Source organism: Pseudomonas abyssi (assembly GCF_003444685.1).
In the GTDB taxonomy this organism is placed as follows: domain Bacteria; phylum Pseudomonadota; class Gammaproteobacteria; order Pseudomonadales; family Pseudomonadaceae; genus Halopseudomonas; species Halopseudomonas abyssi.
Genome location: NZ_LMAZ01000001.1, coordinates 1,155,402 through 1,180,074, shown reverse-complemented (window position 1 = coordinate 1,180,074; position 24,673 = coordinate 1,155,402). Strand labels below are relative to the sequence as shown.

The window sequence follows — 24,673 nt, the reverse complement described above, 5'->3', positions numbered from 1 at the left end:
CTCAGGATTCGGCCGGAGCCTGCTCTTCGGCCGGATGCGTGCGGCGCCACCAGCGCGTCGCCACGACCCGAACAGCGGCGTAAACCAGCCAGCAAACTGCTGCGATCGACAGCGTAATGCTGATCTCAGCCAAAGCGCGGGGGCCGTTATCACCGGTCGACAAAATCGTATCGAGCAAATAGATGAGAAACGCGGGGGCATACCAGCCGCCGCCCTGCTCTACCGGCATCGGCGTAAACAGCAGCACAGCCATGATCACGCACAACGGCTCGCGTACAAACCACCAGCTCGCCAACGCGGTCATCTTCCACCAGACCAACCAGCAACCACCGGCAGCGGCCAGATAGACCCACCAAACTGACTGATACTCTGCTTCATTGAACATTGGCCGGCACCTAACCCAAAAATGACCGCGCCATCATAACGGTTTTTACAACATGCGTCCTGACCTGAAAGCCCCGCACGCTCGCCGCGATGTCGGCACCGATCCCTATCAATGGCTGCAGGAGCGTGACAGTACCGATGTCACCGCCTACCTGGAAGCAGAAAATCACTACACCGAGCAATGGCTGGCGCCCGCCCAGTCACTGCGCGAGCAGCTATTCCAAGAGATTCGTGGACGCATCCGCGAGACCGATCTCGGCCTGCCCAGCGTGCGCGATAACTGGCTTTACTATCAGCGTACCGAGGCAGGCGCAGAGTATCCGCGCTACTACCGCTGCCAGCGACAGTCCGAGTTCAACCTTGAGATCGATACAGCCAGCGAGCAGTTGCTGCTGGACCCAAACCCGCTGGCCGAACAGCATCCGTTTCTAGAGCTGGGCGACTTCATTGTCAGTCCGGATCAGAACTGGCTGGCCTACAGCATCGACACCCAGGGCAACGAGGTCTATCAGCTCTTTGTACGCAGCCTGACCGACGAGCAGGAATATAACTTACCTCTGGAGCAAGCTGCCGGTACCCTATGCTGGGCCAACGATAACCGCACGCTGTTTGCCATCAGCCTGGACGCCAGCGCTCGTCCAGCCACACTCTGGCGCCTGCGCCAGGATGCCGAACCCGTTGCCGTATTCGAGGAGCGCGACCCGCTGTTCTATCTGGATGTGTACCGCAGCAGCTCGGAACGCTATATCTGTGTCGCCAGCAGTAGTAAAAACACCAGCGAGCTGCACTATCTGCCAGCAGACGAGCCAGCGTCGCCGCTACAGTGCCTGGCGGCTCGTCGCAGCGGCCACGAGTACGACGCCGACCACGGCGAACAGGGTTTCGTAATTCGCAGCAACAGCCAGGGCGAGAACTTCGGGTTGTTTGCATGCGACCCGGCAACGCCCGGAGAACCGCACTGGCAAGCACTGCGCGCCGTTGATGACAACCGCACACTCGAAGGCGTCGAACTGCAGCGTAGCGCACTGATTTTGCAGTACCGCAACGCCGGATTGATTCAGCTGGAAGTACAACCCAACAGCGGTCCAGGTTATCTGGTAGCGATGCCCGACGCGGTCTACAGCCTGCATGTGCAAGGCGGGGAACAATACAGCAGTCCGCAGGTTCGGCTGCGCTATGAATCACTTAACCGCCCGGCCGAGATCCGGGCTCTGACCCTGGCAGATGGCAGCCAGCGCGTACTGCGTACCACGCCGGTGGAAGGACAGTTCTCACCTGACGACTATCATGTCGAGCGCCTGTGGGCCGTGGCCGACGATGGTGCTCGTATCCCCATCAGCCTGATTGAACCCGCGAATGCCCAAGGCAGCAGCCCGCTGTATCTGTACGGCTATGGCGCCTATGGTGCCAGCATGGATCCTTGGTTCTCCCATGCTCGCCTGTCCCTGCTGCAACGCGGCTGGCGCTTTGCAATCGCCCACGTACGAGGTGGTGCCGAGATGGGCGAGCACTGGTATCAGCAAGGCAAGCTGGAGCACAAGGAAAACACCTTCAGCGACTTTATCCGCTGCGCCGAGCAACTGATTTCGCTCGGCAAGACCGACAGCCGCCAGCTGGTCATCGCTGGCGGCAGCGCTGGCGGCTTGCTGATCGGCAACGTAATCAACCAGCGCCCCGAGCTGTTCCGCGCTGCCGTGGCGGACGTACCCTTTGTCGATGTCTGGAACACCATGAACAATCCGGAGCTGCCGCTGACCATTGGCGAATACGAGGAATGGGGTGACCCGTCCGACCCTAAGGTAGCCGCTCGCATCAAGGGTTACGCGCCGTATGAAAACGTTCGGCCGCAGGCCTACCCTGCCATGCTGGTGACCGCGGGCTACCACGATGTGCGCGTGCAATACTGGGAAGCAGCCAAGTGGGTAGCCCGCCTGCGCGCCACACGCAGCAACGATGAGCCGCTGCTGCTGCGCACGCAGATGAGCGCCGGTCATGGGGGCGCAAGCGGTCGCTATCAGGCTATGCGAGAGATCGCGGAGGAGTATGCGTTTTTGCTCAGTGTTCTCAGCTGAGCACGCCGCAGGCACAAAAAAGCCCGCCCGATGCCTAGCAGCGGGCGGGCTTGGGGGCTGAGGTTAGAAGCGGGACTTCATATCGTCGAACTGTGCTTCCACGTGTGCAGAAGGCGCTGGCGTTGCCAGGGTCACAACAACAATGGCGATAGTCGCCAGAATGAAGCCCGGCACGATCTCGTACAGACCGCTGCTGTCGAACTGCTTCCACAGCACCACAGTCACACCGCCGACAACGATACCGGCCAGCGCGCCAAAGCGGTTCATGCGGCGCCAGAACAGGGACAGGATCACCGCAGGGCCAAAGGCAGCCCCGAAGCCTGCCCACGCATAGGACACCAGCCCCAGCACCGTGCTATCGGGGTTGAATGCCAGCATCAACGCGATGGCAGCGATACCCACCACCGCGACCCGGCCAACCCAAACCAGCTCTTGCTGGGTCGCATCACGACGGAACAGCGCCTTGTAGAAGTCCTCGGCCAGTGCGGACGACGACACCAGCAACTGGGAGTCAGCGGTAGACATGATTGCCGCCAGCACCGCCGCTAGCAGAATACCCGCCACCAACGGATGCATCAGCGCCTGAACCAGTGAGAGGAACACGGTCTCCGAGTCGGCAAGCCCTTCTTCACCGAAGTAGCCGATCCCCACCCAACCGATAACCAGAGCAGCAAGCAGGCACACACCCGACCACAGCACAGCGATACGACGGGCTGTCGGCAAGGCAGCATCACTTTCTACCGCTTTGAAACGCGCCAGAATGTGCGGCTGACCAAAGTAGCCCAAGCCCCAGGCCAGCAAGGAGATGATCGCAATAAAGCCCAGCGGCTCACCCTCAACGTTGGTCCACATGTTCAGCAACTCGGGGTTGCGGGCTTCCATAGCGCCATGTACTGCATCCCAGCCGCCCATGATGTTGAGTGCCATGACCGGCACGACAATCAGTGCAGCGGCCATCAGCAGCCCCTGAATAACGTCGGTCCAGGATACCGCCAGAAAGCCGCCAAAGAAGGTGTAGGAGATGATCGCCACCGTCCCCACAATGACCGCAATGCTGTAGCCGAAGCCGAAGGTGCTTTCAAACAGCTTGCCTGCCGCGACCAGCCCGGAGCTGGTATAGAACAGGAAGAACAGCAGAATGAAGATCGCCGAGATCACCCGTAACAGACGACTGCTGTCTTCAAAGCGGTTTTCAAAGTACGCCGGCAGCGTCAGCGAATCGCTGGCCAGGTGCGAGTAAACCCGCAGGCGACGCGCCACGATCAGCCAGTTGGCCCAGGTCCCCGCCAGCAGACCCATCGCAATCCATGACGCCTCGTAACCCGCCGACAGCGCGTAACCCGGCAAGCCGAGCAGCAGCCAGCCGCTCATGTCCGACGCCCCCGCCGATAGCGCGGCGGTACCCGGGCCAAGCGAGCGACCACCCAAGATATAGTCGGACAGGTTGGTAGTGCGCTTGTAGGCAATATAGCCAAGCGCAAGCATTACCCCGATGTAGACAACGAACGTCGCCGTAACGACTGCAGTATTACCTTCCATTTTTTGTTCTCTCTCTCAGAGATGCGAAGTCTGATGCCGCCGATTTGCGGCGGGCTGCCACTTATTGTGGCAACCCTGATCGCGCCTTGCACCCTCGGTTGCTGAACTATCCCTGCTGCTGATCCATCCCTGTTGCTGCACTCCTGTCGCCCGGCGCCTCAAGGCTCCCCATCGCCGAGGGACAACAGACTGGCATTACCACCCACTGCGGTGGTGTTGATTGTACGCGTGCGCTCGGTCACAAAGCGCAGCAGGTAGTGCGGCCCGCCGGCCTTGGGGCCGGTGCCCGACAAGCCCTGCCCGCCAAACGGCTGAACACCAACCACAGCGCCAATCTGGTTGCGATTGATGTACACGTTGCCGATACGCACCCGCGCATCAATGTGCTCAGCCGTATCCTCGTTGCGGCTGTGCACCCCGAGCGTCAGACCAAAGCCGGTTGCATTGATGTCATCGATAACCTTGTCCAGGTCACGATTGCGCCAGGTGACCACGTGCAGAATCGGCCCAAAGTGCTCCTTGGTCAATTCATTGATGCTATCCAGGCGGAAAGCCGCCGGCGCAATGAAATGCCCATCCAGGCCCGGCGGAACCGGTGTCTCGGCGATCAGTCGCCCTGCCTGCTTGAGTTCGCGCACGTGCTCCAACAGCCCCTCGCGCGCTTCAGCATCGATGACCGGGCCCACGTCGGTGTCACGACGCGCCGGATCGCCTACATGCAGCTCAGCCATAGCCCCCTTGAGCAGCTCGATCACGCGCTCGGCGATATCTTCCTGCACAAACAGAACACGCAGCGCCGAGCAGCGTTGGCCGGCGCTCTGGAAGGCAGAGTGCACAACATCCTTGACCACCTGTTCAGGCAGCGCAGTGGAGTCAACGATCATCGCGTTCTGCCCGCCAGTCTCGGCAATCATAGGCGCGATGGCGCTGTCGCGGGCAGCAAGGGCGCGGTTGATGATGTGCGCCGTCTGGGTTGAGCCGGTAAAGGCAACGCCGGTGATACGCGGGTCGGCGGTAACCACGCTGCCCACCTGTTTGCCATCGCCTGGCAGCAGCGCAAGCACATCACCCGGCAGGCCGGCTTCGTGCATCAGCTCGACGCAGCGCACCGCCACCAGACTGGTTTGCTCTGCGGGCTTGGCAACCACGGTGTTACCACAGACCAGCGCAGCACTGACCTGGCCCAGGAAGATCGCCAGCGGGAAGTTCCAGGGGCTGATGCAGGCAAACACACCGCGGCCTTGCAGATAGATCTCGTTACTCTCGCCGGTCGGGCCGGGCAAGGTGATGGTGGCAAAGCGCTGACGAGCCTGAGCGGCGTAATAGCGGCAGAAATCCACCGCTTCGCGCACTTCATCGATACCGTCCTGCAGCAATTTGCCGGCTTCCAGGGTGCACAGCGCCATCAGCTCAGGCATGTGCTCCTCAAGCTTGTCGGCGGTGCGCTCCAGAATCGCAGCACGCTGATCCACCGGGGTGGCATTCCAGCGCACAAAGGCGCTGCTCAAGCCGTCGATCGCCTCGCGGGTCTGATCGGCAGTAGCCCAGACCACCTCACCCACCTGATGCGACAACTGATAAGGGCAAAGCACAGGCCGCACGTCACCAGTCAGCCGCTTGCCGTTGACCAGCGGCGCACCGCTCCAGCGGCTGTTCCACCAGCTATCGAGTTGCTCTTTCAACGGCAGCCATTCGGATAATACGTTCATGTTGATACCGCGGGAGTTGCGGCGCCCTTCACCGTAAATGGCCGGCGGCAGGGGAATGCGAGGATTGGCCAGCACCGTATGGCGCTGCAAGGTTGCCACCGGGTGGGCAGTCAGTGTTTCGACCGGCACTCGCGGGTCGACCAGCTTGTGTACAAAAGACGAGTTGGCACCGTTTTCCAGCAGCCGGCGCACCAGGTAAGGCAGCAGGTCCTTGTGCGCACCAACCGGTGCGTAGATACGAACCGAGCAGCCCGCCTGCTCAATGACGGTGTCATACAGCGCGTCGCCCATGCCATGCAGGCGCTGGAACTCGAACTCGCGCTCCTTGGCCATCGACAGGATGCAGGTCACCGTATGTGCATTATGAGTCGCAAACTGCGGATAGATATGGCCGTCGGTGAGCGGGCTGAGCAGGTAGCGAGCACAGGCCAGGTAGGACACATCGGTGGCTTCCTTACGAGTAAATACCGGGTAATTACTCAGGCCGGCCTGCTGCGACCACTTGATCTCCGAATCCCAGTAGGCGCCCTTGACCAGACGCACCGGAATACGGTCACCCTGAGAGCGGGCCACCAGTGTCAACCAGCAGAGTACCGGCAACGCGCGCTTGGAGTATGCCTGCACGACCAGGCCGAAGTTGCCCCAGCCCTGTACGTCAGGGTGGCGATAGACCTTTTCGAACAGCTTGAGCGACAGCTCCAGACGATCCGCCTCTTCGGCATCGATCGTGATACCGACATCCCCCTTGCGCGCCTGGCGCACAAGCTCCAGCACGCTTTCGCCCAGCTCTTCGATCACCTGCTCTTCACGCGCGACTTCGTAGTGCGGGTGCAATGCAGAAAGCTTGATGGAGATGGTCGGTTTGGGACTCGCACCCTTGTACTTATCGTCGACCAGCGCTGCAATCGCCTTGCTGTAGTCGGCAAAATACTTGGCCGCATCGGCGCGTGTCAGCGCCGCCTCGCCGAGCATATCGAAAGAATAGGTGTAGCCTTGATCACGCTGCGCCTTACCGTTTTTCAGGGCCTCGGTGATGGTGCGGCCCAGCACGAACTGGCGGCCCATGATTTTCATGGCTTGCATCATGGCGCTGCGGATAACCGGCTCACCGCTGCGCTTGACCAGACGACCCAGCACAGTGCCCGGCGTACCGTCGTGGCGCTTGTCCAGGTTGACGACCTTGCCGGTCATGACCAGCCCCCAGGCCGCAGCATTGACCAGCGTATGCTCGCTCTGGCCGACGTGACGGTCCCACTGCGCGGCATTGAGCTTGTCGCGAATCAGGGCGTCGGCGGTGTCAGCATCGGGCACGCGCAGCAACGCCTCGGCCAGACACATCAGCATGATGCCTTCCTGGGTATCCAGGCTGTACTGCTGCAGCAGGGCGTCGATACTGTCGACGGCGTTGTCACGCTTGCGCACGTCAATGATCAACTGGTTGGCCTTGCGCGACAGCGCGGCAAGGTCCTGCGCCTGCGCCAGCTCTATCAGCTCACGCAGATAGCTGTCTTCATCGACGGCGTAATTGGCACTGACGGTGTGCAGAAATTCACTGGGCTGGCTACGCAGGAAGTCACCCTGCAACGCCTCGCTGGCTTTAAACATTCTGGCATGCTCCTGGATCGACCCGCGCTCGGCAATAAGCGGGCGGGTTATGAGTTCGCCCTACTACCACCCTAGACCATCAGGGCGCCGGCGACGAACCATCCGCGTTGTTGTGATGTGAAATCGCCACTGCCAGAGCGGCAGGCACGATCATCGACTGTAGAAGCAGAACCCGCGGGAATCTTGCGAAAACCTCTGATCTTTTTGCAAAAAACTCGGAACTCAAGCGCCCAGACGGACCGCTCGAGGCGTTTCACCGAGTTGACGTCGCAGCGCATGGGTCAGCGCGCTTTGACTGGAGAAGCCGCAGCGGCTGGCGACCTCGGCAAGGGGCAGGCGAGTCTCACGCAGCAATTGCGCCGCCTCGCGCACCCGCAGCGACAGTACATATTGGTGCGGCGTCATGCCTGTGGCCTGTCGATAGAGCGCATGAAAATGACTGCTGCTGACACAGACCTGCGCAGCCAGCGCTGCGACGCTGAGCGGTCGATCCAGGTTGCTCAGCACATAAGCGTCGAGCCGCTGCAGCTCTTCGGCGCTGAGCGCGCCAGGTGCACGCTGAACATCGCCATCAAGGCCAAGACGCCGCTGCAAAGAGGCCAGCAACACGCCGCCCAGATGCCATTCAAGGCCGTCCTCGGCCGCCTGCGGCGCGGCCAGCGCGTACTGCGCAAAGTCCAGCAGCCCCTGCAACTGATGATCAAGCTGGACAAAGCGTGGCCGTTCGAACAACCGGTGTGCGCCAGCACTGGCCAGCGCACCCGCAGCAGCCACCGGCAAATCCATGATCAGCATGTTGTTGTGCCCACGCCCGGAAAAGGCATGAGCCTCGCCGCTGGGCACCACACACGCGTGCAGACGATTGACCGCCCCGCCCTGCCCCTGCACCTCAAAATCCGCGCAGCCACGCAGGCCGATCACCAACTGGTGCTCGGGGTGGGCATGGGTCGCGGTTTGAACCGGCAGATCGAGAATGCGTGTGTGCATGCAGGGCCATCCATCAAAGCAGACGCCCATGCTGCCACAAGCGCCCGAAAAAAGCCGCTATTGAAATTGCCCTCAGCCGCCGCCATGTCGGAGTCATGAACCACTGAAAAGGCCACCCCATGAGTGATCAGGATTCAGACTACATCGAACACAACGCAGACCACCCCAGCCAGGGCAACGGCACGGGGCTGGCGTTACCGAACCAGCAGTTGCCCAAGACACTGCATCTGTTACCCATCAACAACCGCCCCTTCTTTCCAGCCCAGGTTATGCCGGTTGTCGTCAATGAACAGCCCTGGCATGAAACCATCGAGCAGGTCGCGGGAACCGAGCACAAGGCGCTGTCACTGTTCTACGTCGACAGCCCCCTGGACGCCGACGGTGAGATTGACCCGCAACAGCTGCCGAACACCGGCTGCGCGGTGCGCATCCACCATGCCGTGCGTGAGAACGGCAAGATCCAGTTCATCGCCCAGGGCCTGACCCGGGTCCGCATCACCCGCTGGCTGAGCAAAACACCGCCGTATCGGGTAGAGGTCCAGTACCCTGAAGCGCCCGCCGATGAGCGCGATGAGGTGCGCGCCTATGCCATGGCGCTGATCAATGCGATCAAGGAGCTGCTGCCGCTCAACCCGCTCTACAGCGAAGAGCTGAAGAACTACCTCAACCGCTTCAGCCCGAACGACCCTTCGCCGCTGTCCGACTTTGCCGCCGCCCTCACGTCGGCCAAGGGAGAGGCGCTGCAAGACGTGCTGGATACTGTCAGCATCCTGCGCCGCATGGAGAAAGTGCTGGGTCTGCTGAAAAAGGAAATTGAAGTGGCGCGCCTGCAGGGCGAGATCACCGCCGAGGTCAATCGCAGCATTAGCGAACACCAGCGTCAGTTTTTCCTGAAAGAGCAGCTAAAAATCATTCAGAAGGAGCTGGGGTTGTCCAAGGATGACCGCACCGCCGATATCGAACAGTTCCGCGAGCGGCTTGAGGGCAAGACGCTGCCCGACGATGCCCAAAAGCGCATCGACGAGGAACTGAACAAGCTCTCGGTACTGGAGACCGGCTCCCCCGAATACGCCGTCACCCGCAACTACCTGGATTGGGCTACCGCGCTGCCCTGGGGCATCACACCACCCGACCGGATCGACCTTGCCCATGCGCGCAAGGTACTGGATCGCGACCACGACGGCTTGAAAGACGTCAAGCAGCGAATTCTCGAATTCCTTGCCGTAGGCGCATTCCGTGGCTCGGTGGCGGGTTCAATTATCCTGTTGGTGGGCCCACCAGGTGTCGGCAAGACCAGCATCGGACGCTCCATCGCCGAGAGCCTTGACCGTCCCTTCTATCGCTTCAGCGTTGGCGGCATGCGCGATGAAGCCGAGATCAAGGGCCATCGCCGCACCTACATTGGCGCCATGCCGGGCAAGTTCGTACAGGCACTGAAGGATGTTGGCGTAATGAACCCGGTCATCATGCTCGATGAGATCGACAAGCTGGGTAGCAGCCATCAGGGCGACCCCGCCTCCGCCTTGCTGGAAACGCTAGACCCCGAGCAAAACAGCCAGTTTCTGGACCACTATCTGGATCTGCGGCTGGATCTGTCCAAAGTGGTATTCGTCTGCACGGCCAATACCCTGGACAGCATCCCGGGCCCTCTGCTCGACCGCATGGATGTCATTCGCCTATCCGGCTACATCACCGAAGAAAAGCTCGCCATCGCCAAGCATCATCTCTGGCCACGTCAGCTGGAACGTGCCGGCTTGCGAAAAAGCCAGCTACGCATCACCGACAAGGCGCTACGCGAGGTCATTGAGGGCTATGCCCGCGAGGCCGGGGTACGCAATCTGGAGAAGCAACTCGGCAAGCTGGTGCGCAAATCCGTCGTGCAATTGCTGGAGCAGCCTGACAAGCGCATCAGCATCAAGCCTGCTGATCTCATAGCGCTGCTAGGCACCCCCGCCTTTCGTACCGAGAAGCAACTCAAGGGCACCGGCATCATCACCGGCCTCGCCTGGACCTCGATGGGCGGTGCTACGCTGCCGGTCGAAGCAACCCGCATTCATACGCTCAACCGCGGTTTCAAGCTGACCGGACAGCTGGGTGACGTGATGAAGGAGTCCGCAGAAATTGCCTACAGCTATCTGTGCGCCAACCTCGCCACCTACAAGGCAGACCACAGCTTCTTTGACGAGGCCTTTGTTCATCTGCACGTTCCCGAGGGAGCAACGCCCAAAGACGGCCCGTCCGCCGGTATTACCATCGCCAGCGCATTACTCTCGCTGGCCCGCCAGCAAGCGCCCCGAAGTGGCCTGGCGATGACCGGCGAGATAACCTTGACCGGCCACGTACTGCCCGTGGGCGGCATTCGCGAGAAGGTTATCGCGGCCCGTCGCCAGGGCATTCACGAGCTGATATTGCCGGAAGCAAACCGGGGCGACTATGAGGAACTGCCGGATTACCTGCGCGAGGGCATGATCGTGCACTTCGCCAAACACTTCCGCGATGTTGCCAAGGAGCTGTTTGCCTGAACGAAAAAGGGCGACCCGAGGGTCGCCCTGTTCATTCCCACCGACTCAGCGCTTGGAGTCCTCGCGCTCAAGGTGATTGAACGAATCGTGCTCGTCCAGCTCCTCGATCTCAGGGAACTCGTGCAGGCTGCTTTCGAACGGCTCATCGTCTACTGGCGCAGAGTCTGACTTGCTGTTCTTGCGTGCCGGGGTCGGAGTCAAGCCTTCGATCAGATCCCAATCAGGGTCCAGAGTGAAGTCGTTCAGATTCATCGGCGTATCGCTGGCATCCAGGTCGTCATCCAAATCAGCAGGCCCGAGGTCATCACCCGACAGCACGTCTTCAACGGTGTCCAGCGGCGCTGCATTCGGGGCCTCCAACTGCGGGAAACGGGCCTTCAGCTGATCGACACGTTGCATGTCGCCATCCAGGCGCGCGATCGCAGCGGACTGCTCGGCAAAACCCTCTGCGTCACCCAGCTCGCCGGTCACGCGCGCCTGCTTGTAACGCAGGTCCAGGTTGTCCGGGTCTTCGGCAATCGACTTGTCCAGCAGCTCACGCGCTTCGGCAAAGCGCCCATAGGTGATGTACAGATCAACACCTTCTGCACTGTCTTCAAATGCGGCGCTGGTGGAGGCACCCGCGGCGCCAACGGCAGTAGCGCTGCCAACGGCGGCAAGCCGATTATCCGAACCCGACAGCGGCGCGCTGCCGGCCGGCGCAGGTGCTGCCGGCTGAGGCTTGCCGCGCAGGCGGGACACAACCCAACCGATCAAAAAGGCCAGCAGGCCGACCAGCAGAGACCACCACAGCATGCCACCGGAAGACTTGGACTCCTCAGCTGCCGCAGGCATCTCGGCGGCGATGGCACCGGCAGCCGGATCATCACTGCCGTAAGGGGACGCATCAGAACCGCCGCCGCCACTGCCCAAAGAGCCAGCGGCGCCGGCCATGGCTGCCTGCTCCTGTTCGGCCTCACGGGCAGCGCGCAGGACTTCCAGCTCGGCCTGCAGAGCAGCAATCTGACGATCACGAGCATCCAGCTCGCTCAACAGGGCGTTGAAGCGGCCCTCCAAGTCGGTCAGACGGCTTTGCAACTGGGCCGACTCGGCTTCCGCCTCAGTCACTTCGTCTTCTTCGATGCGCAGTCGCGCCTCGCTGGTCTGGGCAGCCGTCGGCGCAGAAGGCGCTTCGTCGGAGGAGGCGCCATCGACCTGTTCGCCAACGCTCGCCTGAGTGCTCGGCAACGCCGCACGCTGCTCACCAGCGGCATCAGCGTCGGCGGCCTCTGCGACGCTGCTGGCAGCCGCTTCCGGGGTGCCGCCCAATTGCTCGGCGGTCGGCAGCACCAGGGTCTGCCCCAGTTTCAGGCGATCGATATCACCGTTGACGAAAGCCCCCCGGTTCAGCGAGTGGATCGCTGTCATGGTCTGATTGATCGACGCCGCCGGGGTAGGACGCGTGCGCTCGGCAATGGTCCAGAGGGTATCGCCAGATACCGTGGTGTACTTCTCGGCGCCTGGCTGGGGCTCGAAGTCAGGCAGCGAAGCCGCTTCAGGACGCGGTGCCGACTCGGCCGGGCGATCAGCAATGCGCGAGCGCGGTGGCGGCGCACTGACAACCGGGTTCACAGCAACAGGGGCTGTCCCGGAGTAAAGCGGCGGGTCCAGCAATACCGTGTACTCGCGCAGCAGGGTGCCACTCGGGCGGCGCAGCTCGACGAGGAAGTTCAGATAGGGTTCGCGTACCGGCTGAGATGATCTGACATGTACCGTCAGCTGACGATTCTCCACCACCGGCGTGAATTGCAGCCCGGTTAGGAAATACGGTCGCTCGATGCCAGCAGCATCAAAGGCAGACGAGTCTGCCAGCTTGATCACGACATCGGACGGCCCCAACCCCTCGGCGCCCTGTAACGCAATCACCGCGTCAAGCGGTTGGTTCAGAGCCGATTTGAGCTGGATCTCCCCAAGCCCCAGCGCATTTGCAACTCCGGCATAGAGTACCGCTAGCGAAGCGGCCCCAATAACTATCTGGCGTTTGGCAGCCATACCCTTTCCTCGTTTGCCTGTCGGTAACGGCATCATGCCCCGCTACCCGGTGCGTCCATTGCTATTAGTATCAGCGGTTTTACCCATGCAGTCCGACACAGGTACCGCATAAGTCGGCATTATGCCACCAGCGTTACGCGAATCGAATGCCACAGGGTCATTTATAGTCAAAAAAACAGTGAAAACGATCACTTTGGAGCTGCAAAGCCAATAACTTGGCCATGTGACACAGCGCACACTTCCTCAACAAGTCAAGCAACCCACCCGCCACCCTGTCAAGCCTGCTAGAATGCGCTACCCATTCAGCCACGTGGAAAGCCGGCATGTCCGAGGTCGACAACCTGTTCGCCAACCCCTTCAGCAAGGTCAATGATTTCACTTTCGACCATGCCGTTGCGCGGGTTTTCCCGGACATGATCAAGCGCTCGGTACCCGGTTATCCGACCATCATCGAAAGCATCGGCGTCATTGCCGGGCAATATGCCCAGCCCGACACGCTAATCTACGATCTTGGCTGCTCGCTCGGCGCGGCAACCCAGTCCATGCGCCGTCATTTGCCGCAGCAGGGAAACCGCATTCTGGCCGTAGACAACGCCGAAGCCATGGTCGAGCGCTGCCGCGAATACCTGAGCGCGCAAGACGCCATGCTTGAGGAGCCGATTGCCGCCGAGGTGATCTGTGCCGATATTACCGAGCTGACACTGCAACCCTGCTCGCTGGTGGTGCTGAACTTTACGCTACAGTTTGTGCCGCCGGAACAACGCCTGGCACTGCTGCGCCAGATTCGCCAGGCTCTGCTGCCCGGCGGTGTACTGATCTTGTCAGAAAAGCTGACCTTTACCGACAGCCAGACCCAGAACAGTCTTGAAGCACTGCACTATGGCTTCAAGCGCGCCAATGGCTACAGCGAGCTGGAAATCGCCCAGAAACGCACAGCTATTGAAAACGTCATGCGCCCGGACCCGCTCGAAGTGCACCAGCAGCGCCTGCTCGACGCCGGTTTCAGCCACAGCCACCTCTGGTTCCAGTGCCTCAACTTTTGTTCGATGATTGCCCACGCGTGATTGATTACAGCCCCCTGCTCGACACCCTCAGCCGTTCTCCCCTTGCCCACTGGCACAGCGCCCTGGCCGAAGGCCTGCAAAATCGCCTGGAGGGTCTGCATCACGGCGACCTGGAGCGCTGGCAGCTAAGCCTGCGCAATCTACCGCCACTCGACGGCGTGGAATGCGACTTCTCCGAGGGTGTTCGTCTGCACAGCACCTCGCCGCTGAGCCAAACCACCAGCCAGCAGCTACACGACGCGCTGCAGGGGCTGCATCCCTGGCGCAAAGGCCCATTCGACCTGTTCGGCGTGCATGTTGATACCGAATGGCGATCCGACTGGAAATGGCAACGCGTAGCACCGCACATCGACCTCAACGGCAAGCGGGTGCTGGATATCGGCTGTGGCAACGGCTACTACATGTGGCGGATGTGGCAGGCCGGCGCCGAACTGGTGATCGGAGTAGACCCCAACCTGCTATTCCTCAACCAGTTTGAGGCGGTCAAGCATTACCTTCCGCAAGCGCCGGTATGGCAGTTGCCCTTCACTCTGGAAGAGCTGCCGGAACCGACAGCCGCCTTCGATACCGTCTTCTCCATGGGCGTGCTGTACCACCGGCGCTCGCCCCTCGACCACCTGCTGCAACTCAAGGCGTGCCTGCGCCCTGGCGGCGAGCTGGTGATGGAGACACTGGTTATCGAGGGTGACGAGCAGCACTGTCTGCTACCCGAAGACCGTTATGCGCAGATGCGCAACATCTGGTTCCTGCCGTCGGTGCCTATGCTCGAGCGCATGCTGCGCCGCGCGGGCTACAGCGACGTGCGCTGCGTCGACCTCAACCGCACCAGCGTCGAGGAGCAGCGCAGCACCGCGTGGATGCGCTTTCAATCGCTGCCATCCTTCCTTGACCCGGCGGACAGTAGCAAGACCATTGAAGGCTACCCTGCCCCGCTGCGTGCGACGTTGGTGGCGCGTAAGTAAGGAGTCTTAGGCGTAACGTTGAGTAACGCCTATCAAAACGCGAATGGTGAAGTGTGCACCGGGGTTCGTCCCGTTTACGCGGGCGAGTAGCGCAGGGCTGGCGGGAAAAAGAGTCGCAGCATGTCTGAGGAGCGAAGCGACGAGTTCTACGACTACCTAGCCGGCCACCCCCGCCCAACCGAGCAACGCAGCGAACCCGAAGGACCGCGTAGTCGGGTGCCCCGGGGGATTCGGGGAAGTGCTAACTCATTTCATACGCCTTCTGGCACTCAGAGCGCCCCGCAGGGCGAGCGCTCAAGCATACAGAGGGCATATGAAATGAGTTAGCGCTTCCCTTTGGGGGCTGGGCGGGCAGCCTCCCTTGGCTTGCCGTAAAAGGAGAAAGGCGGAATGCACTACAGCAGCAAGAGATATCTTTTGTACGCCGCTCGACACAAGCACCCTAGCACGACAGTAAGTTACCCAAACACCGTAACCGTCTGCCGACTGATCGCCACCAGCTCACCAGCCGGATTCCAGATCATCGCCGAGCAGTGTCCGTAACCGTCACGCGCATGCTCAATGATCGCCCTGTAGAGCAACCAGCCGTCTGCGCCAACCGGCGGTTGGGGCTGCACAAACTCGATGGTCCAGGTCAACGAGCTGGCCGGAGCACGCTCTTTGAGGTGTGGCAGCACTGCTGGTGGCCAGACATCGACAAGCCCGACCAGATGTACCTCATCGAACTGCGCAAGCGGCTCGTCAAAGCGCATCCATCCACCCATCTCACGCTTGCGACTGTTGGTGCAGGGATAGTCGCCAAAGGTCCAGCGGGTATCGAAATAGCGCAGGAAGTTCGGCATCACCCCCTCGACAAAGGGCGTGCGCTGACAGGCATCTGGTGCAGGCGCGGCAGGCGCCGGCTCAGCGGGCACATCCACACTAGAGGGGCGACCCGCACCAAAGCTGCCCTGCACGATACACATGGTTTCACCATTTTGCACCGCGCGCCCCAGCACCTGAGTCACCGCACGGCCTTCGCGCAGAACCTCTGACTGAACCTGTACCGGAATACCGGGCTGAACTGGACCAACAAAGGTAATCGCCAATGAGCGCACCGGCCGCGGCTCGGCAAGGCTGGCTCGCATGCCACGCAGCACCAGCGCGGCAACCAGGCCGCCATAGCCAGCACGGCCCTGGGCCCACTCGGGCGGCACGGTGACAGTGCAGTTGGAGGACTGATCAAAAGCAGCAAGAAGAGCGGCAAAATTCATGGTCTGGTTCCAGATAGTCGAACAAAGCCGACCATCATAGGCGAGCCGCTACTCGCTGACCAGCTAGCTGCGGCTCTGGTGCTGCAGTCGTAACCCGCACAGCCAGCCCAGTGCCAGCCAGGCCGGCGGCATATCCGGCCAATCCGCTGCGCCGATATCCAGCAGCTCAAAGCCCGCCTCGCCAGCGCGGGCCATCAATCGCTCATACCACCAGACCAGATAGAACCCCTGACCGGTGGCGTGCTGTCCCGCCAACTGGGCCCGCAAGCGCATCGGTAGCGAAGCAAACAGCAACTCATCCAGCCTGATGAATATCTGCTGCTCGTTTTCCAGATACGCTGCCGGAGCAGCCGGTTGCAGGCCCATCTGAGCAGCCAGAATAGCTAGTTGGGCGGCGTACTCACGGTGGCTCGTCACCGGGTTGAGCTGACTGCGCCAGTCCAGCTGCACCCGTTCTATCGACTCAATCAGGGTATTGGGGCCGGCGCTGGGGGCGTCGAGCAAGGCGGCCAGCCAGCGGCGTTGAAAGCCCGGCAGCTGCCGTACCCAGACCAGCAGCTCAGCGCTGCTGGAGCCGGCTCGGGGCTGCCAGCTGACGGTTTCCTGCTCACTCAACCCGGCGACGCGCTGCATGCGTCGCGGCCAGCTGGCCGGCAGCAGTTGCTCACGCAGCGCGTCCCAGCGCGCGCCCAGTTCGGCCTGCTTGCCAGCCACCCAACGCTCGGCCAGCCAGCGACGCCGCGACTTATAGGCGCCCATCGTTCAGTTGCCCCAATCGTTCTTTCATCATGCGAATAATGCCCTTGTTATCTTCAACCAGCATCTGCGCCTCCGCCACTGGCACGGCGCGGCACAGATCCAACGTAAAGTGCCCCAGTCGCGAGCTGTAGAGACCAACCCCAACGCCCTGCCCTACCCGCGCCGCCAGCTTCTCCAGCAGCCCAGACAGCAGCGAGTCACTGAGTGCACTGACCGCCACCTCGGTGCCCCCGGCCAGGGCAATATTACGCAACACATGGCGTGCGAGACGCCAGCGGCTGAGGCGGCCAATCGGCAGTCCGTAGCACACCGCAACACGCTGCATCAGTCGGATATTGCGCCACACTACCAACAACAAATCGACCGCCACCCAGGGACTGGAGGCGACCAATACCCCGGTGCTGACCGACTCCTGGCGGATGATCTGCCGGGCACGCTGGTCGATCGGCTGATAGAACTGCAGATTAAGTCGCTGGCTGATTTCACGCGCGTCATGGGACCCATCAAGATCCGCGCAGGCGCGTTGCAACAGGCTGGCCAGCGGGCTGTCTGCGTACACGCCCTGCAAGCGATCCAGCCAATCCACCGCCACGCGTTGCCCCGGCTCGCGCTGTGCCTGCTGCATTTCACCGCGCAATTGCTCCAGTTCGTTCAGGCGGTGACGCTGACGCCGCAGGTCACGCCAGGCCAACAGCCCGGTACCCGCCAGCGCGGTGCCTACGCCGCCTACCAGCGCGCCCCACAGCGGCTGCCACTGCCAGGCCTGCCACGTCCACTCCCCCCACTGCAGGGCAGCCCCGCCCAGCGCAACCCCCAAACCCAACCCCCACAGCCGGCGCGGCCAGCGACTCGGCGGTGGCGCATTGAGCGTGGACGGCAGTTCCGGTATGTCCTGGGGCTGCTCACCAGGCAGCGCATCAGCACTACCAAGCAACTCGGTACGCCGGATAGGGTCATCGGCTGCGGTCTGCCAGGTATCAAGAATCCGGGTTTTCTGGTCACTGCTCACGGCTCGGCCCCCTCAATCAGCCAGGCAATCAGATCGTCCATGCGGTAATGCGGAAACGGCTCGCTGCGATGCAGGCCTGGCGGTGGGCGCAGCGGCAACAGGTCGGGGCTGCTGACTTGCAGCGATTGTGGCAGATGCGCCGGAATATCGCCCGGACGATAACGGACCCAACCCTCCTCTCCCTGCAACCCGGCGACCAGGGCATCGCCCTCCTGACGGGTAGCACGAATGGCGGACAGGGGTAGCCCTCGCACCTCGACCCCGCCATGGCGCACATCAGCCAGACGGTCGACCATCAGATCCTCAAGGCACTGCTGCACAGCGCGCTGCTGGGCCGGGTTGACCTTATCGACCTTGGTGGCGCAAAAGGCCAGCCGGCCGATCCGTGGGCGAAACCTGAGCAGTCGCGCCAGCAAGCCACTGCGGCCATAGTCAAAGCTGGTCAGAACCGCTTCCATCGCATCGCGCAGGTCAGTCAACGCCGCCTCGCCAGCGTCCATTGGGCCAAGCATATCCACCAGCAATACCTGCTGATCCAAATGCCGAAAGTGCTGTTCGAAAAAGCCGCGCACAACAAAATCGCGATAATAGTTGAAGCGCGCCTGGCACACCGCCCACCAGCTGCCCTGCTCGCCCGTGCTGTGCCGATTGGCCAGCAACAACGGGACAAATTGCAGCATCTGCGGTGCAACATCACTACCGGGCTGGAGAAAGCGTGCGGGCTGGTTGCGCGACAAGCCAGCCTCACTGCGACAACGCAGCAAGAACTGCCGCCACTGCTCGGTCAGCTCAGCCAACTGGCCGGCATCTTCGGGGGCCGCGGGATCAAGGCCCAGCAGTATGTCTCTCAACGGACCCGCCAGGGAGCGCCGCGGTTCGGTATCGAGCCATTGACGCATCTGCTCGCACCATTGCCCGTAGTCAAGCTGCAGCAGCGGCAAGTCAAGCAACCACTCACCTGGATAATCGATAATCTCCAGCCGCAGCTGGCGAGTCGATTGCAGCTTGCGCAGCAGGCCTTGCGGGCGAAAGCGCAGATCTATCAGCACACGCGAGAGATCGCTGGTGGAATCGGGCCATCGTGCCGGCTCGGCCGACAAGGCGCCGAGCGACTCCAGATAGGGAAAGGCGCGCTCCACATCATCGCGCTGCCAGCGCACCGATTCCAACCGGTCAAAGGGCGCACGTCGCGCCAGCAGACCTTTGTTGTGGTTCTCCAGCTGGTTAATCAAACTGGTGATAAAAGTGGTCTTGCCGGCCCCACTCAGACCGGTTACCCCGACCCTTAAACGCTGCTGTCCCAGTCCCTCGGCACGCTGTGCCACTTGCTTGAACCAGTTCGCAGAATTATTTGCCACAGTGCAGGCACTCCAGAAATCATTTATGGTCTATGACCAGTATTACACAACCACCCCAGGCAAAGAGGCCCCCTAATGGCGTATTCGGACTCCCACAGCAAGGCTATCGGTTACCTTCTCTGGATTTTCGGATTTATGGGTGCACACCGCTTCTACTACGGCAAACCCTGGACCGGAACACTGTGGTTCTTCACCCTTGGGCTGTTCTTTATCGGTTGGATTATTGACCTGTTTCTGATCCCGAGCATGGATCGCGCCGCTGACCGTCGCTTTCGTACCGGGCGGATCAATTTCAACCTGACCTGGATCCTATTGACCTTCCTCGGCGTATTTGGTGCCCACCGCCTGTATATGGGCAAGTGGATCACCGCCATTATCTACTTCTTCACCGGCGGCCTGCTGCTGGTAGGAGTGCTGTATGACTACTGGACGCTTAACGAACAGATTTCTGTCGAGAACATGCGGCGCGAGTGGTAGGCGCGCCAGCACCGGGCACAAAAAAACGCCGTCGCCAAGCGACGGCGTTTTTGTATGAGCGCAACTTATACCGGGTCGTTACGGGTCAGCAACTCGTCCGGCAGATGCTGGATGTAATCATCCTGCTGGGGCGGCATCTGCACATGAAAGCCTTGGGCGTTCAGGTTCTCCATCACCTTGAGCACGTCTTCCTGCGCCAGCTTTCGCCCGGCACTCAACTCCAGGTCCATAGCGTGTTCCAGCCGCCCGACGTACTGCAACAGCGCGGCAGGCAATTCATCCAGCGGCGCACCCGAGAGAACATACAGATACATGCCCTGGCGCTTGCCGCTGCGATAGATCGAGCAAGACAAGCTCATTCGGCCACCTCCAGCGCATTATTGGCTGCATTGAGCAACGCATCTCCCAGCAGCGCGCGCCGCCACCCCGTTAATTCATCAGGCAGGCTGTAGGGCCCATTGGGATATCCGGTGCGCACCATCGCCTCCAGAACCTTTTTTCGCAGCATGATTTCCGGCGCAATACCGCGACGTTCGGCTTCCTGCTGCCCCACCTTGCGAAGACGCTTGAGCAAACGATTGGCGGCGGCCGGCAAGGGCTCGGCCAACGCCTCGGGGTAGTCCGCCGGCGCCACAGCCTGGCCTTTGCGGATCAGACGCAACAGGGTTTCACCTTCATGGCGCACGGTACGCGGATGCATATCCTCGATGCGCGACAGCGCCTGCAGCGTGTCGGGCCGACGCTGGGCCAGCGGGCAGAGCGTCCGCTCACGCAGCAGCCGATTACGCGCGACGTCACGCGCACGAGACTCGCGCTCGCGCCAGGCGGCGATGACTTGCAACACGGCGAGGTCGGCTGGCTCCAGGCGCCAAGCCTGCTTCACCTGCTGATAGGCTAATGCGGGTTCGATGACCTGCCCACTGGCCGCCACCTGCTCGGCGGTATCGGCAAGCAGCCAGTCAGTCAGTCCGGCGGACTCCAGACGCGGCGCCATAATGCGGTACAGCTCGGCCAGGTGCTGGGCATCACGCGCGGCATACTCGACCTGCGCCGAGCTCAACGGCCGCTGCAGCCAGTCAGAGCGGGTTTCATCCTTGGGCAAATCGATCTGCAGCAACTCGCTGACCAAACGTGAATACCCCATGGAGAAATCCATGCCTAGAAACGCAGCTGCCAGCTGCGTATCAAACAGCGGGCTTGGCAAGGCGCCACACAAACGCGAAAAGACCTCTAGGTCTTCACTGCAGGCATGCAGCACCTTGACCACCGCAGGGTCCTCCAGCAAGGCAACCAGCGGAGCCCAGTCGGTAATCGCCAGCGGGTCAATCAATACCGCCTGCTCGCCATCGCCGACCTGAATCAGGCCGGCGATGGGATAAAAGGTTTCGGTACGAACGAACTCAGTATCCACCGCAACAAAGGGCAGGCTCTGCCAGTGTCGGCACCAGCGCGCGAGCTCGGCGTTATCATCAATCATCAGGGTTTTTGCCAAGGGCGTAGTCATGGGCGGCCTTATGTGTAAACTGGCCGCAGTATAACTGATCGACCGCCGCCCTGCCGCGCTCTGGACGCACTGATCCGCGTGCCTGCATCAACCACGCCGAGCTGCTGACCGGAGGTGGCAAGGCCCGCTGCGCATCGCCAACCACCTCTAAAGACCGGCAATACGCAGATAAAATACAAGGTCGGCCAGCACGTCGTTGATAGAGCGCTTCAAGTTTGACCGGGATCAACCGATATAACAGGGTGACACCGGATACTGGCGCTCTGTTGACGCCAATCTGCCGACCGTTCCTGTTTCCACCGTGCTCTGGAGTATGCATGCGTTTTCTTCAACACCTGCCGCTGAAATACAAATTCTGGGCAGTCAATGGCGTCGCCTTTGCTGCCACCCTGGCACTGGTATTGGTTGCCCTCGGCGTAGAACAGCGAACGATTGAACACAGCCGACAGCAACTGGCCCAGGCCATCGCCGCCAGCCCTGCCAATCAGGCGCAAGCGGAAGGGCTACAGTGGATCAACGCACCCGCCGGGCACAGCGGCAGCAACCGCTGGATCGACGCTACAGCCTTGGGCAGCCAACAGGCACAGCGCTTTACCGGGGCCTGGCTGGCCGGCGACGGCAAGGCGCTGGCGGTCGAGCGACAGGGTTTCATGCCGCTGCTGGTGGCCAGAGCCCCCCTGTATGCGGGAGTAGTCTTCGTGCTGATGCTGCTGGTGCTGCTCGTCTCGCAAATGCTGATTTCGTTTATCACCCAGCACATTCTTGCCCTGCGCGACGTCATGATGTCAGTACAGAACAGCGGCGACTTAACCCTGCGGGCCAAGGCGGACTCACGCGATGAAGTGGGCTCCATGGCCCGCGCTTTCAACGCCATGCAACAATCCCAGCAACAGGTCGTCTCATCGGTACGCCAGGCCGCCCAAGAATTGGACCAGCGGGCCATGGCGCTCGCTGGACTGATGAGTCAGGTCCGTGACGGCATGGTGCTGCAACAGGGCGAAACCGACCAGGTGGCCGCTGCGGTCAACGAAATGAGCGCCACCGTGCAGGATATCGCTGGCAGTACCGCCCTGTCGCGCGACCAATCCACCCAGGCCAACAGCCTGGCCACACGAGGGCGCGATCAGGTACTTCAGGTGCGTCAGACCATCACCGGGCTGGTCACCAGCATTGATCGCTGCACCGAGCACATGCATCAGTTGTCGAGTCACAGCCAGGAAATCAGCGGCGTTGTCAGGGTCATCCGCGAGATTGCCGAGCAGACCAACCTCTTGGCTTTGAACGCCGCAATTGAGGCCGCACGAGCGGGCGAATCAGGCCGCGGCTTTGCGGTAGTCGCCGACGAGGTCCGTGCGCTGGCACAACGGGTGCAGACGTCGACCGATGACATTCAGCGCATGATCGAAGCACTGCAAGGCGGTACAGCCGTCGCGGTGGAAGACATGCAGGCCAGCGCAGGGCTGACCCACGCGTCCGTCGACCAGGTAGCCGACGCGGGTGAATCGCTGCACGAAATTGCCGCCGCTGTCAGTCAGATCAGCGAGGGCAACAGCGAAATTGCGTCTGCCGTGGAACAGCAAAGTCAGGTGGCCGATGCCATCACCCAAAGCGTGGTGGAGATTCGCGACGTCACCGAACGCACCGTTCAGCAGACGATCAGCAGCGCTGAAACCAGTGACCAGCTGGCCCGCCTGGCCAATCAGTTGAGCGACGCTGTCAGCCGTCTGCGCACCTGAGATATGCCGGGCGGCGACTCGCCGCCCGGCCTTTCCCCGTCTACTCCAGCACGATACGACCGGCATTGTTGCTCAGCGTGCTGACCCCAATACCCTTGACCGCCGTCAGCGACTCAACCGACGCAAAGGCGCCGTGCTCGTCGCGGTAAGCGACAATCGCCTCTGCTTTGGCTTCGCCAATACCTTGCAGCACTTCGGCCATTTCAGCGGCGCTGGCCGTGTTGATGTTGACGGTCGGACCTGCCACCTCATCAGCCCAGGTCGGGCCAGCCAATAGACAGCTGAACACAAGAGCCATCGCACTCAATAACTGACGCATGTTACTTCCTCCATGTAGTTGGTTAATGCCGCACTGAAGGAACAGACTTCAGCCACTATCCCTGCGGCTCCCGCAAGCTAGAACAAAAAAAGCCGCAGAGCGATACGCTCTGCGGCTTTGATGTGACCTGCCTCGCAGCTTGCCCGGCAGAAACTTACTGAGCGTCGAACCCGCGCTGCAGGTCGGCCCGGAGATCGGCGACCTCCTCCAGCCCGATCGCCAGACGAATCAGTCCGTCGCGAATACCTGCGGCTTCACGTGCTTCCGGCGTCAAGCGTCCGTGGGTGGTGGTTGCCGGATGTGTGATGGTGGTCTTGGCATCACCCAGGTTAGCGGTAATGGACACCAGCCGAGTCGCATCGATAAAGCGCCACGCCGCTTCACGCCCTCCCTTGAGTTCGAAACTCACGACCGCACCAAAGGCCGTCTGCTGAGCCTTGGCCAGCTCATGCTGCGGGTGCGACGGCAGACCGCTGTAGTAAACGTGCTCCACCTCAGGGCGCTGCTCCAGCCACTGGGCAATCTGCTGCGCAGATTCACAATGCGCGCGCATGCGCAGGCGCAGCGTTTCCAGGCCCTTGAGAAATACCCAGGCATTGAAGGGGCTGAGGGTCGGTCCTGCGGTACGCAAAAAGCCCACCAGCTCCTGCATGTGCTCACTGCGCCCTACCACCACGCCCCCCATGCTGCGGCCCTGTCCGTCAATGTACTTGGTTGCCGAGTGCACGACGATATCAGCTCCCAGCGCCAGCGGTTTCTGCAGCGCTGGCGTACAAAAGCAGTTGTCTACTACCAGCAACGCGCCATGCTCGCGAGCAATTGTGCCGAGCGCGCCAATATCGCCCAGCTCGGCCAACGGGTTGGACGGCGACTCGATAAAGAGCATCCGGGTGTTCGGCTTGCAGGCCCCGCGCCAAGCCGCCGAGTCCGTCAGCGCGACATAATCGACCTCGATGCCAAAGCGCTTGAAGTACTTTTCAAACAGCGTGACAGTAGCGCCGAAGACGCTGCGCGAAACCAGAATATGGTCACCCGCCGAACACAGGCTCATGACCGTCGCCATGATGGCCGCCATACCCGATGCGGTTGCCACTGCCTGTTCGCCACCTTCAAGCTGCGCCATGCGCTCCTCAAAGGTGCGCACGGTCGGGTTCATGTAGCGCGAGTAAACATTACCCTTGGCTTCGCCGGCAAAGCAGGCGGCAGCATCTGCGGCGCTGCGAAAGACATAGCTGGACGTCAGGAACAGCGGCTCGCCGTGCTCGGCCTCGGGCGTACGGCGCTGACCGGCACGCACAGCCAGAGTGTCGAAGCCCACCCCCTCCAGATCACTGTCCAGGCGCCCCGCTTGCCATTCTTCACTCATCAGTTAAAACCCCTTCA

19 protein-coding genes are annotated in these 24,673 nt (G+C 61.5%); 6 read left to right on the top strand and 13 right to left on the bottom strand.

Annotated features, from left to right (window positions below):
- Nucleotide 1: 1 nt before the first annotated feature.
- Nucleotides 2–385, bottom strand: coding sequence for an MFS transporter (locus tag ASB58_RS05455; protein ID WP_118129602.1), 384 nt, complete (start codon nucleotides 383–385; stop codon nucleotides 2–4).
- 52 nt (nucleotides 386–437) lie between these two features.
- On the opposite strand from ASB58_RS05455, the gene ASB58_RS05450 reads away from it, so the two are divergent.
- Entirely contained in the window at nucleotides 438–2,456 is a 2,019-nt protein-coding gene (locus tag ASB58_RS05450) for a S9 family peptidase (protein WP_118129601.1), read from the top strand.
- Nucleotides 2,457–2,519: 63 nt separating this feature from the next.
- Here the strand turns inward: ASB58_RS05450 and putP are convergent, their stop codons facing one another.
- The 3 genes from putP to ASB58_RS05435 all read right to left on the bottom strand — a co-directional run bounded on the left by putP (nucleotide 2,520) and on the right by ASB58_RS05435 (nucleotide 8,296).
- On the bottom strand, nucleotides 2,520–3,995 hold the full coding sequence (gene putP, locus ASB58_RS05445) for a sodium/proline symporter PutP (RefSeq protein WP_096004745.1): 1,476 nt from the start codon (nucleotides 3,993–3,995) through the stop codon (nucleotides 2,520–2,522).
- A gap of 158 nt (nucleotides 3,996–4,153) precedes the next feature.
- Entirely contained in the window at nucleotides 4,154–7,309 is a 3,156-nt protein-coding gene (gene putA, locus ASB58_RS05440; protein WP_118129600.1) for a bifunctional proline dehydrogenase/L-glutamate gamma-semialdehyde dehydrogenase PutA, read from the bottom strand.
- A 222-nt stretch (nucleotides 7,310–7,531) separates the two neighbouring features.
- Nucleotides 7,532–8,296, bottom strand: coding sequence for an AraC family transcriptional regulator (locus ASB58_RS05435; RefSeq protein WP_118129599.1), 765 nt, complete (start codon nucleotides 8,294–8,296; stop codon nucleotides 7,532–7,534).
- Between the two features lie 119 nt (nucleotides 8,297–8,415).
- Here ASB58_RS05435 and lon point away from each other — a divergent pair, with 119 nt between their 5' ends.
- Entirely contained in the window at nucleotides 8,416–10,818 is a 2,403-nt protein-coding gene (gene lon, locus ASB58_RS05430) for an endopeptidase La (RefSeq protein ID WP_118129598.1), read from the top strand.
- Between the two features lie 45 nt (nucleotides 10,819–10,863).
- On the opposite strand, the gene ASB58_RS05425 is transcribed toward lon, so the two are convergent.
- Complete coding sequence (locus ASB58_RS05425; RefSeq protein WP_181977867.1) at nucleotides 10,864–12,849, bottom strand: type IV pilus assembly protein FimV; 1,986 nt, start codon at nucleotides 12,847–12,849, stop codon at nucleotides 10,864–10,866.
- Between the two features lie 323 nt (nucleotides 12,850–13,172).
- Between ASB58_RS05425 and cmoA the strand changes: the two genes are divergently transcribed.
- Together cmoA and cmoB are read left to right on the top strand one after the other, a co-directional pair.
- Nucleotides 13,173–13,913 (top strand): carboxy-S-adenosyl-L-methionine synthase CmoA, encoded by a 741-nt coding sequence (gene cmoA, locus ASB58_RS05420; protein ID WP_118129596.1) that lies wholly within the window; start codon nucleotides 13,173–13,175, stop codon nucleotides 13,911–13,913.
- Nucleotides 13,910–14,875, top strand: coding sequence for a tRNA 5-methoxyuridine(34)/uridine 5-oxyacetic acid(34) synthase CmoB (cmoB, locus tag ASB58_RS05415; RefSeq protein ID WP_118129595.1), 966 nt, complete (start codon nucleotides 13,910–13,912; stop codon nucleotides 14,873–14,875). The genes cmoA and cmoB overlap by 4 nt, the downstream gene beginning before the upstream one ends.
- A gap of 458 nt (nucleotides 14,876–15,333) precedes the next feature.
- Here cmoB and ASB58_RS05410 read toward each other — a convergent pair whose 3' ends face one another.
- The 4 genes from ASB58_RS05410 to ASB58_RS05395 all read right to left on the bottom strand — a co-directional run bounded on the left by ASB58_RS05410 (nucleotide 15,334) and on the right by ASB58_RS05395 (nucleotide 19,254).
- The gene (locus ASB58_RS05410; protein ID WP_096004738.1) at nucleotides 15,334–16,128 is read right to left on the bottom strand and encodes an acyl-CoA thioesterase; all 795 of its coding nucleotides are present in this window, start codon (nucleotides 16,126–16,128) and stop codon (nucleotides 15,334–15,336) included.
- A 63-nt stretch (nucleotides 16,129–16,191) separates the two neighbouring features.
- Complete coding sequence (locus ASB58_RS05405; RefSeq protein ID WP_096004737.1) at nucleotides 16,192–16,887, bottom strand: hypothetical protein; 696 nt, start codon at nucleotides 16,885–16,887, stop codon at nucleotides 16,192–16,194.
- Complete coding sequence (locus tag ASB58_RS05400; protein ID WP_118129594.1) at nucleotides 16,874–17,896, bottom strand: TIGR01620 family protein; 1,023 nt, start codon at nucleotides 17,894–17,896, stop codon at nucleotides 16,874–16,876. Before ASB58_RS05400 ends, ASB58_RS05405 begins: the two co-directional genes overlap by 14 nt.
- Nucleotides 17,893–19,254: a YcjX family protein gene (locus tag ASB58_RS05395; RefSeq protein WP_181977866.1), complete on the bottom strand. Its 1,362-nt coding sequence runs from the start codon at nucleotides 19,252–19,254 to the stop codon at nucleotides 17,893–17,895. Before ASB58_RS05395 ends, ASB58_RS05400 begins: the two co-directional genes overlap by 4 nt.
- Nucleotides 19,255–19,329: 75 nt before the next feature.
- On the opposite strand from ASB58_RS05395, the gene ASB58_RS05390 reads away from it, so the two are divergent.
- Nucleotides 19,330–19,731 (top strand): NINE protein, encoded by a 402-nt coding sequence (locus ASB58_RS05390; RefSeq protein ID WP_118129592.1) that lies wholly within the window; start codon nucleotides 19,330–19,332, stop codon nucleotides 19,729–19,731.
- 65 nt (nucleotides 19,732–19,796) lie between these two features.
- On the opposite strand, the gene ASB58_RS05385 is transcribed toward ASB58_RS05390, so the two are convergent.
- Together ASB58_RS05385 and rnd are read right to left on the bottom strand one after the other, a co-directional pair.
- Complete coding sequence (locus ASB58_RS05385) at nucleotides 19,797–20,090, bottom strand: YcgL domain-containing protein (protein ID WP_118129591.1); 294 nt, start codon at nucleotides 20,088–20,090, stop codon at nucleotides 19,797–19,799.
- Nucleotides 20,087–21,235 carry a ribonuclease D gene (rnd, locus tag ASB58_RS05380; protein WP_407920658.1) on the bottom strand — a complete coding sequence of 383 codons (1,149 nt, stop codon included), beginning with the start codon at nucleotides 21,233–21,235 and terminating at the stop codon, nucleotides 20,087–20,089. The genes ASB58_RS05385 and rnd overlap by 4 nt, the downstream gene beginning before the upstream one ends.
- Before the next feature lie 317 nt (nucleotides 21,236–21,552).
- Between rnd and ASB58_RS05375 the strand changes: the two genes are divergently transcribed.
- The gene (locus ASB58_RS05375) at nucleotides 21,553–22,971 is read left to right on the top strand and encodes a methyl-accepting chemotaxis protein (protein ID WP_118129590.1); all 1,419 of its coding nucleotides are present in this window, start codon (nucleotides 21,553–21,555) and stop codon (nucleotides 22,969–22,971) included.
- 40 nt (nucleotides 22,972–23,011) lie between these two features.
- Here the strand turns inward: ASB58_RS05375 and ASB58_RS05370 are convergent, their stop codons facing one another.
- Together ASB58_RS05370 and ASB58_RS05365 are read right to left on the bottom strand one after the other, a co-directional pair.
- Nucleotides 23,012–23,290, bottom strand: coding sequence for a ComEA family DNA-binding protein (locus tag ASB58_RS05370; RefSeq protein WP_118129589.1), 279 nt, complete (start codon nucleotides 23,288–23,290; stop codon nucleotides 23,012–23,014).
- A 154-nt stretch (nucleotides 23,291–23,444) separates the two neighbouring features.
- Nucleotides 23,445–24,656: an O-succinylhomoserine sulfhydrylase gene (locus ASB58_RS05365; RefSeq protein ID WP_118129588.1), complete on the bottom strand. Its 1,212-nt coding sequence runs from the start codon at nucleotides 24,654–24,656 to the stop codon at nucleotides 23,445–23,447.
- Nucleotides 24,657–24,673: the final 17 nt, after the last annotated feature.

Bases quoted from the DNA above. Each gene is read 5' to 3' on its own strand.
- ASB58_RS05450 (WP_118129601.1), top strand. From the start codon at position 438: ATGCGTCCTGACCTGAAAGCCCCGCACGCTCGCCGCGATGTCGGCACC.
- ASB58_RS05455 (WP_118129602.1), bottom strand. From the start codon at position 385: ATGTTCAATGAAGCAGAGTATCAGTCAGTTTGGTGGGTCTATCTGGCC.
- ASB58_RS05425 (WP_181977867.1), bottom strand. From the start codon at position 12,849: ATGGCTGCCAAACGCCAGATAGTTATTGGGGCCGCTTCGCTAGCGGTA.
- ASB58_RS05365 (WP_118129588.1), bottom strand. From the start codon at position 24,656: ATGAGTGAAGAATGGCAAGCGGGGCGCCTGGACAGTGATCTGGAGGGG.
- lon (WP_118129598.1), top strand. From the start codon at position 8,416: ATGAGTGATCAGGATTCAGACTACATCGAACACAACGCAGACCACCCC.
- ASB58_RS05390 (WP_118129592.1), top strand. From the start codon at position 19,330: ATGGCGTATTCGGACTCCCACAGCAAGGCTATCGGTTACCTTCTCTGG.
- rnd (WP_407920658.1), bottom strand. From the start codon at position 21,235: ATGACTACGCCCTTGGCAAAAACCCTGATGATTGATGATAACGCCGAG.
- ASB58_RS05370 (WP_118129589.1), bottom strand. From the start codon at position 23,290: ATGCGTCAGTTATTGAGTGCGATGGCTCTTGTGTTCAGCTGTCTATTG.
- ASB58_RS05385 (WP_118129591.1), bottom strand. From the start codon at position 20,090: ATGAGCTTGTCTTGCTCGATCTATCGCAGCGGCAAGCGCCAGGGCATG.
- cmoA (WP_118129596.1), top strand. From the start codon at position 13,173: ATGTCCGAGGTCGACAACCTGTTCGCCAACCCCTTCAGCAAGGTCAAT.
- putA (WP_118129600.1), bottom strand. From the start codon at position 7,309: ATGTTTAAAGCCAGCGAGGCGTTGCAGGGTGACTTCCTGCGTAGCCAG.
- ASB58_RS05375 (WP_118129590.1), top strand. From the start codon at position 21,553: ATGCGTTTTCTTCAACACCTGCCGCTGAAATACAAATTCTGGGCAGTC.
- ASB58_RS05410 (WP_096004738.1), bottom strand. From the start codon at position 16,128: ATGAATTTTGCCGCTCTTCTTGCTGCTTTTGATCAGTCCTCCAACTGC.
- putP (WP_096004745.1), bottom strand. From the start codon at position 3,995: ATGGAAGGTAATACTGCAGTCGTTACGGCGACGTTCGTTGTCTACATC.
- ASB58_RS05405 (WP_096004737.1), bottom strand. From the start codon at position 16,887: ATGGGCGCCTATAAGTCGCGGCGTCGCTGGCTGGCCGAGCGTTGGGTG.
- ASB58_RS05435 (WP_118129599.1), bottom strand. From the start codon at position 8,296: ATGCACACACGCATTCTCGATCTGCCGGTTCAAACCGCGACCCATGCC.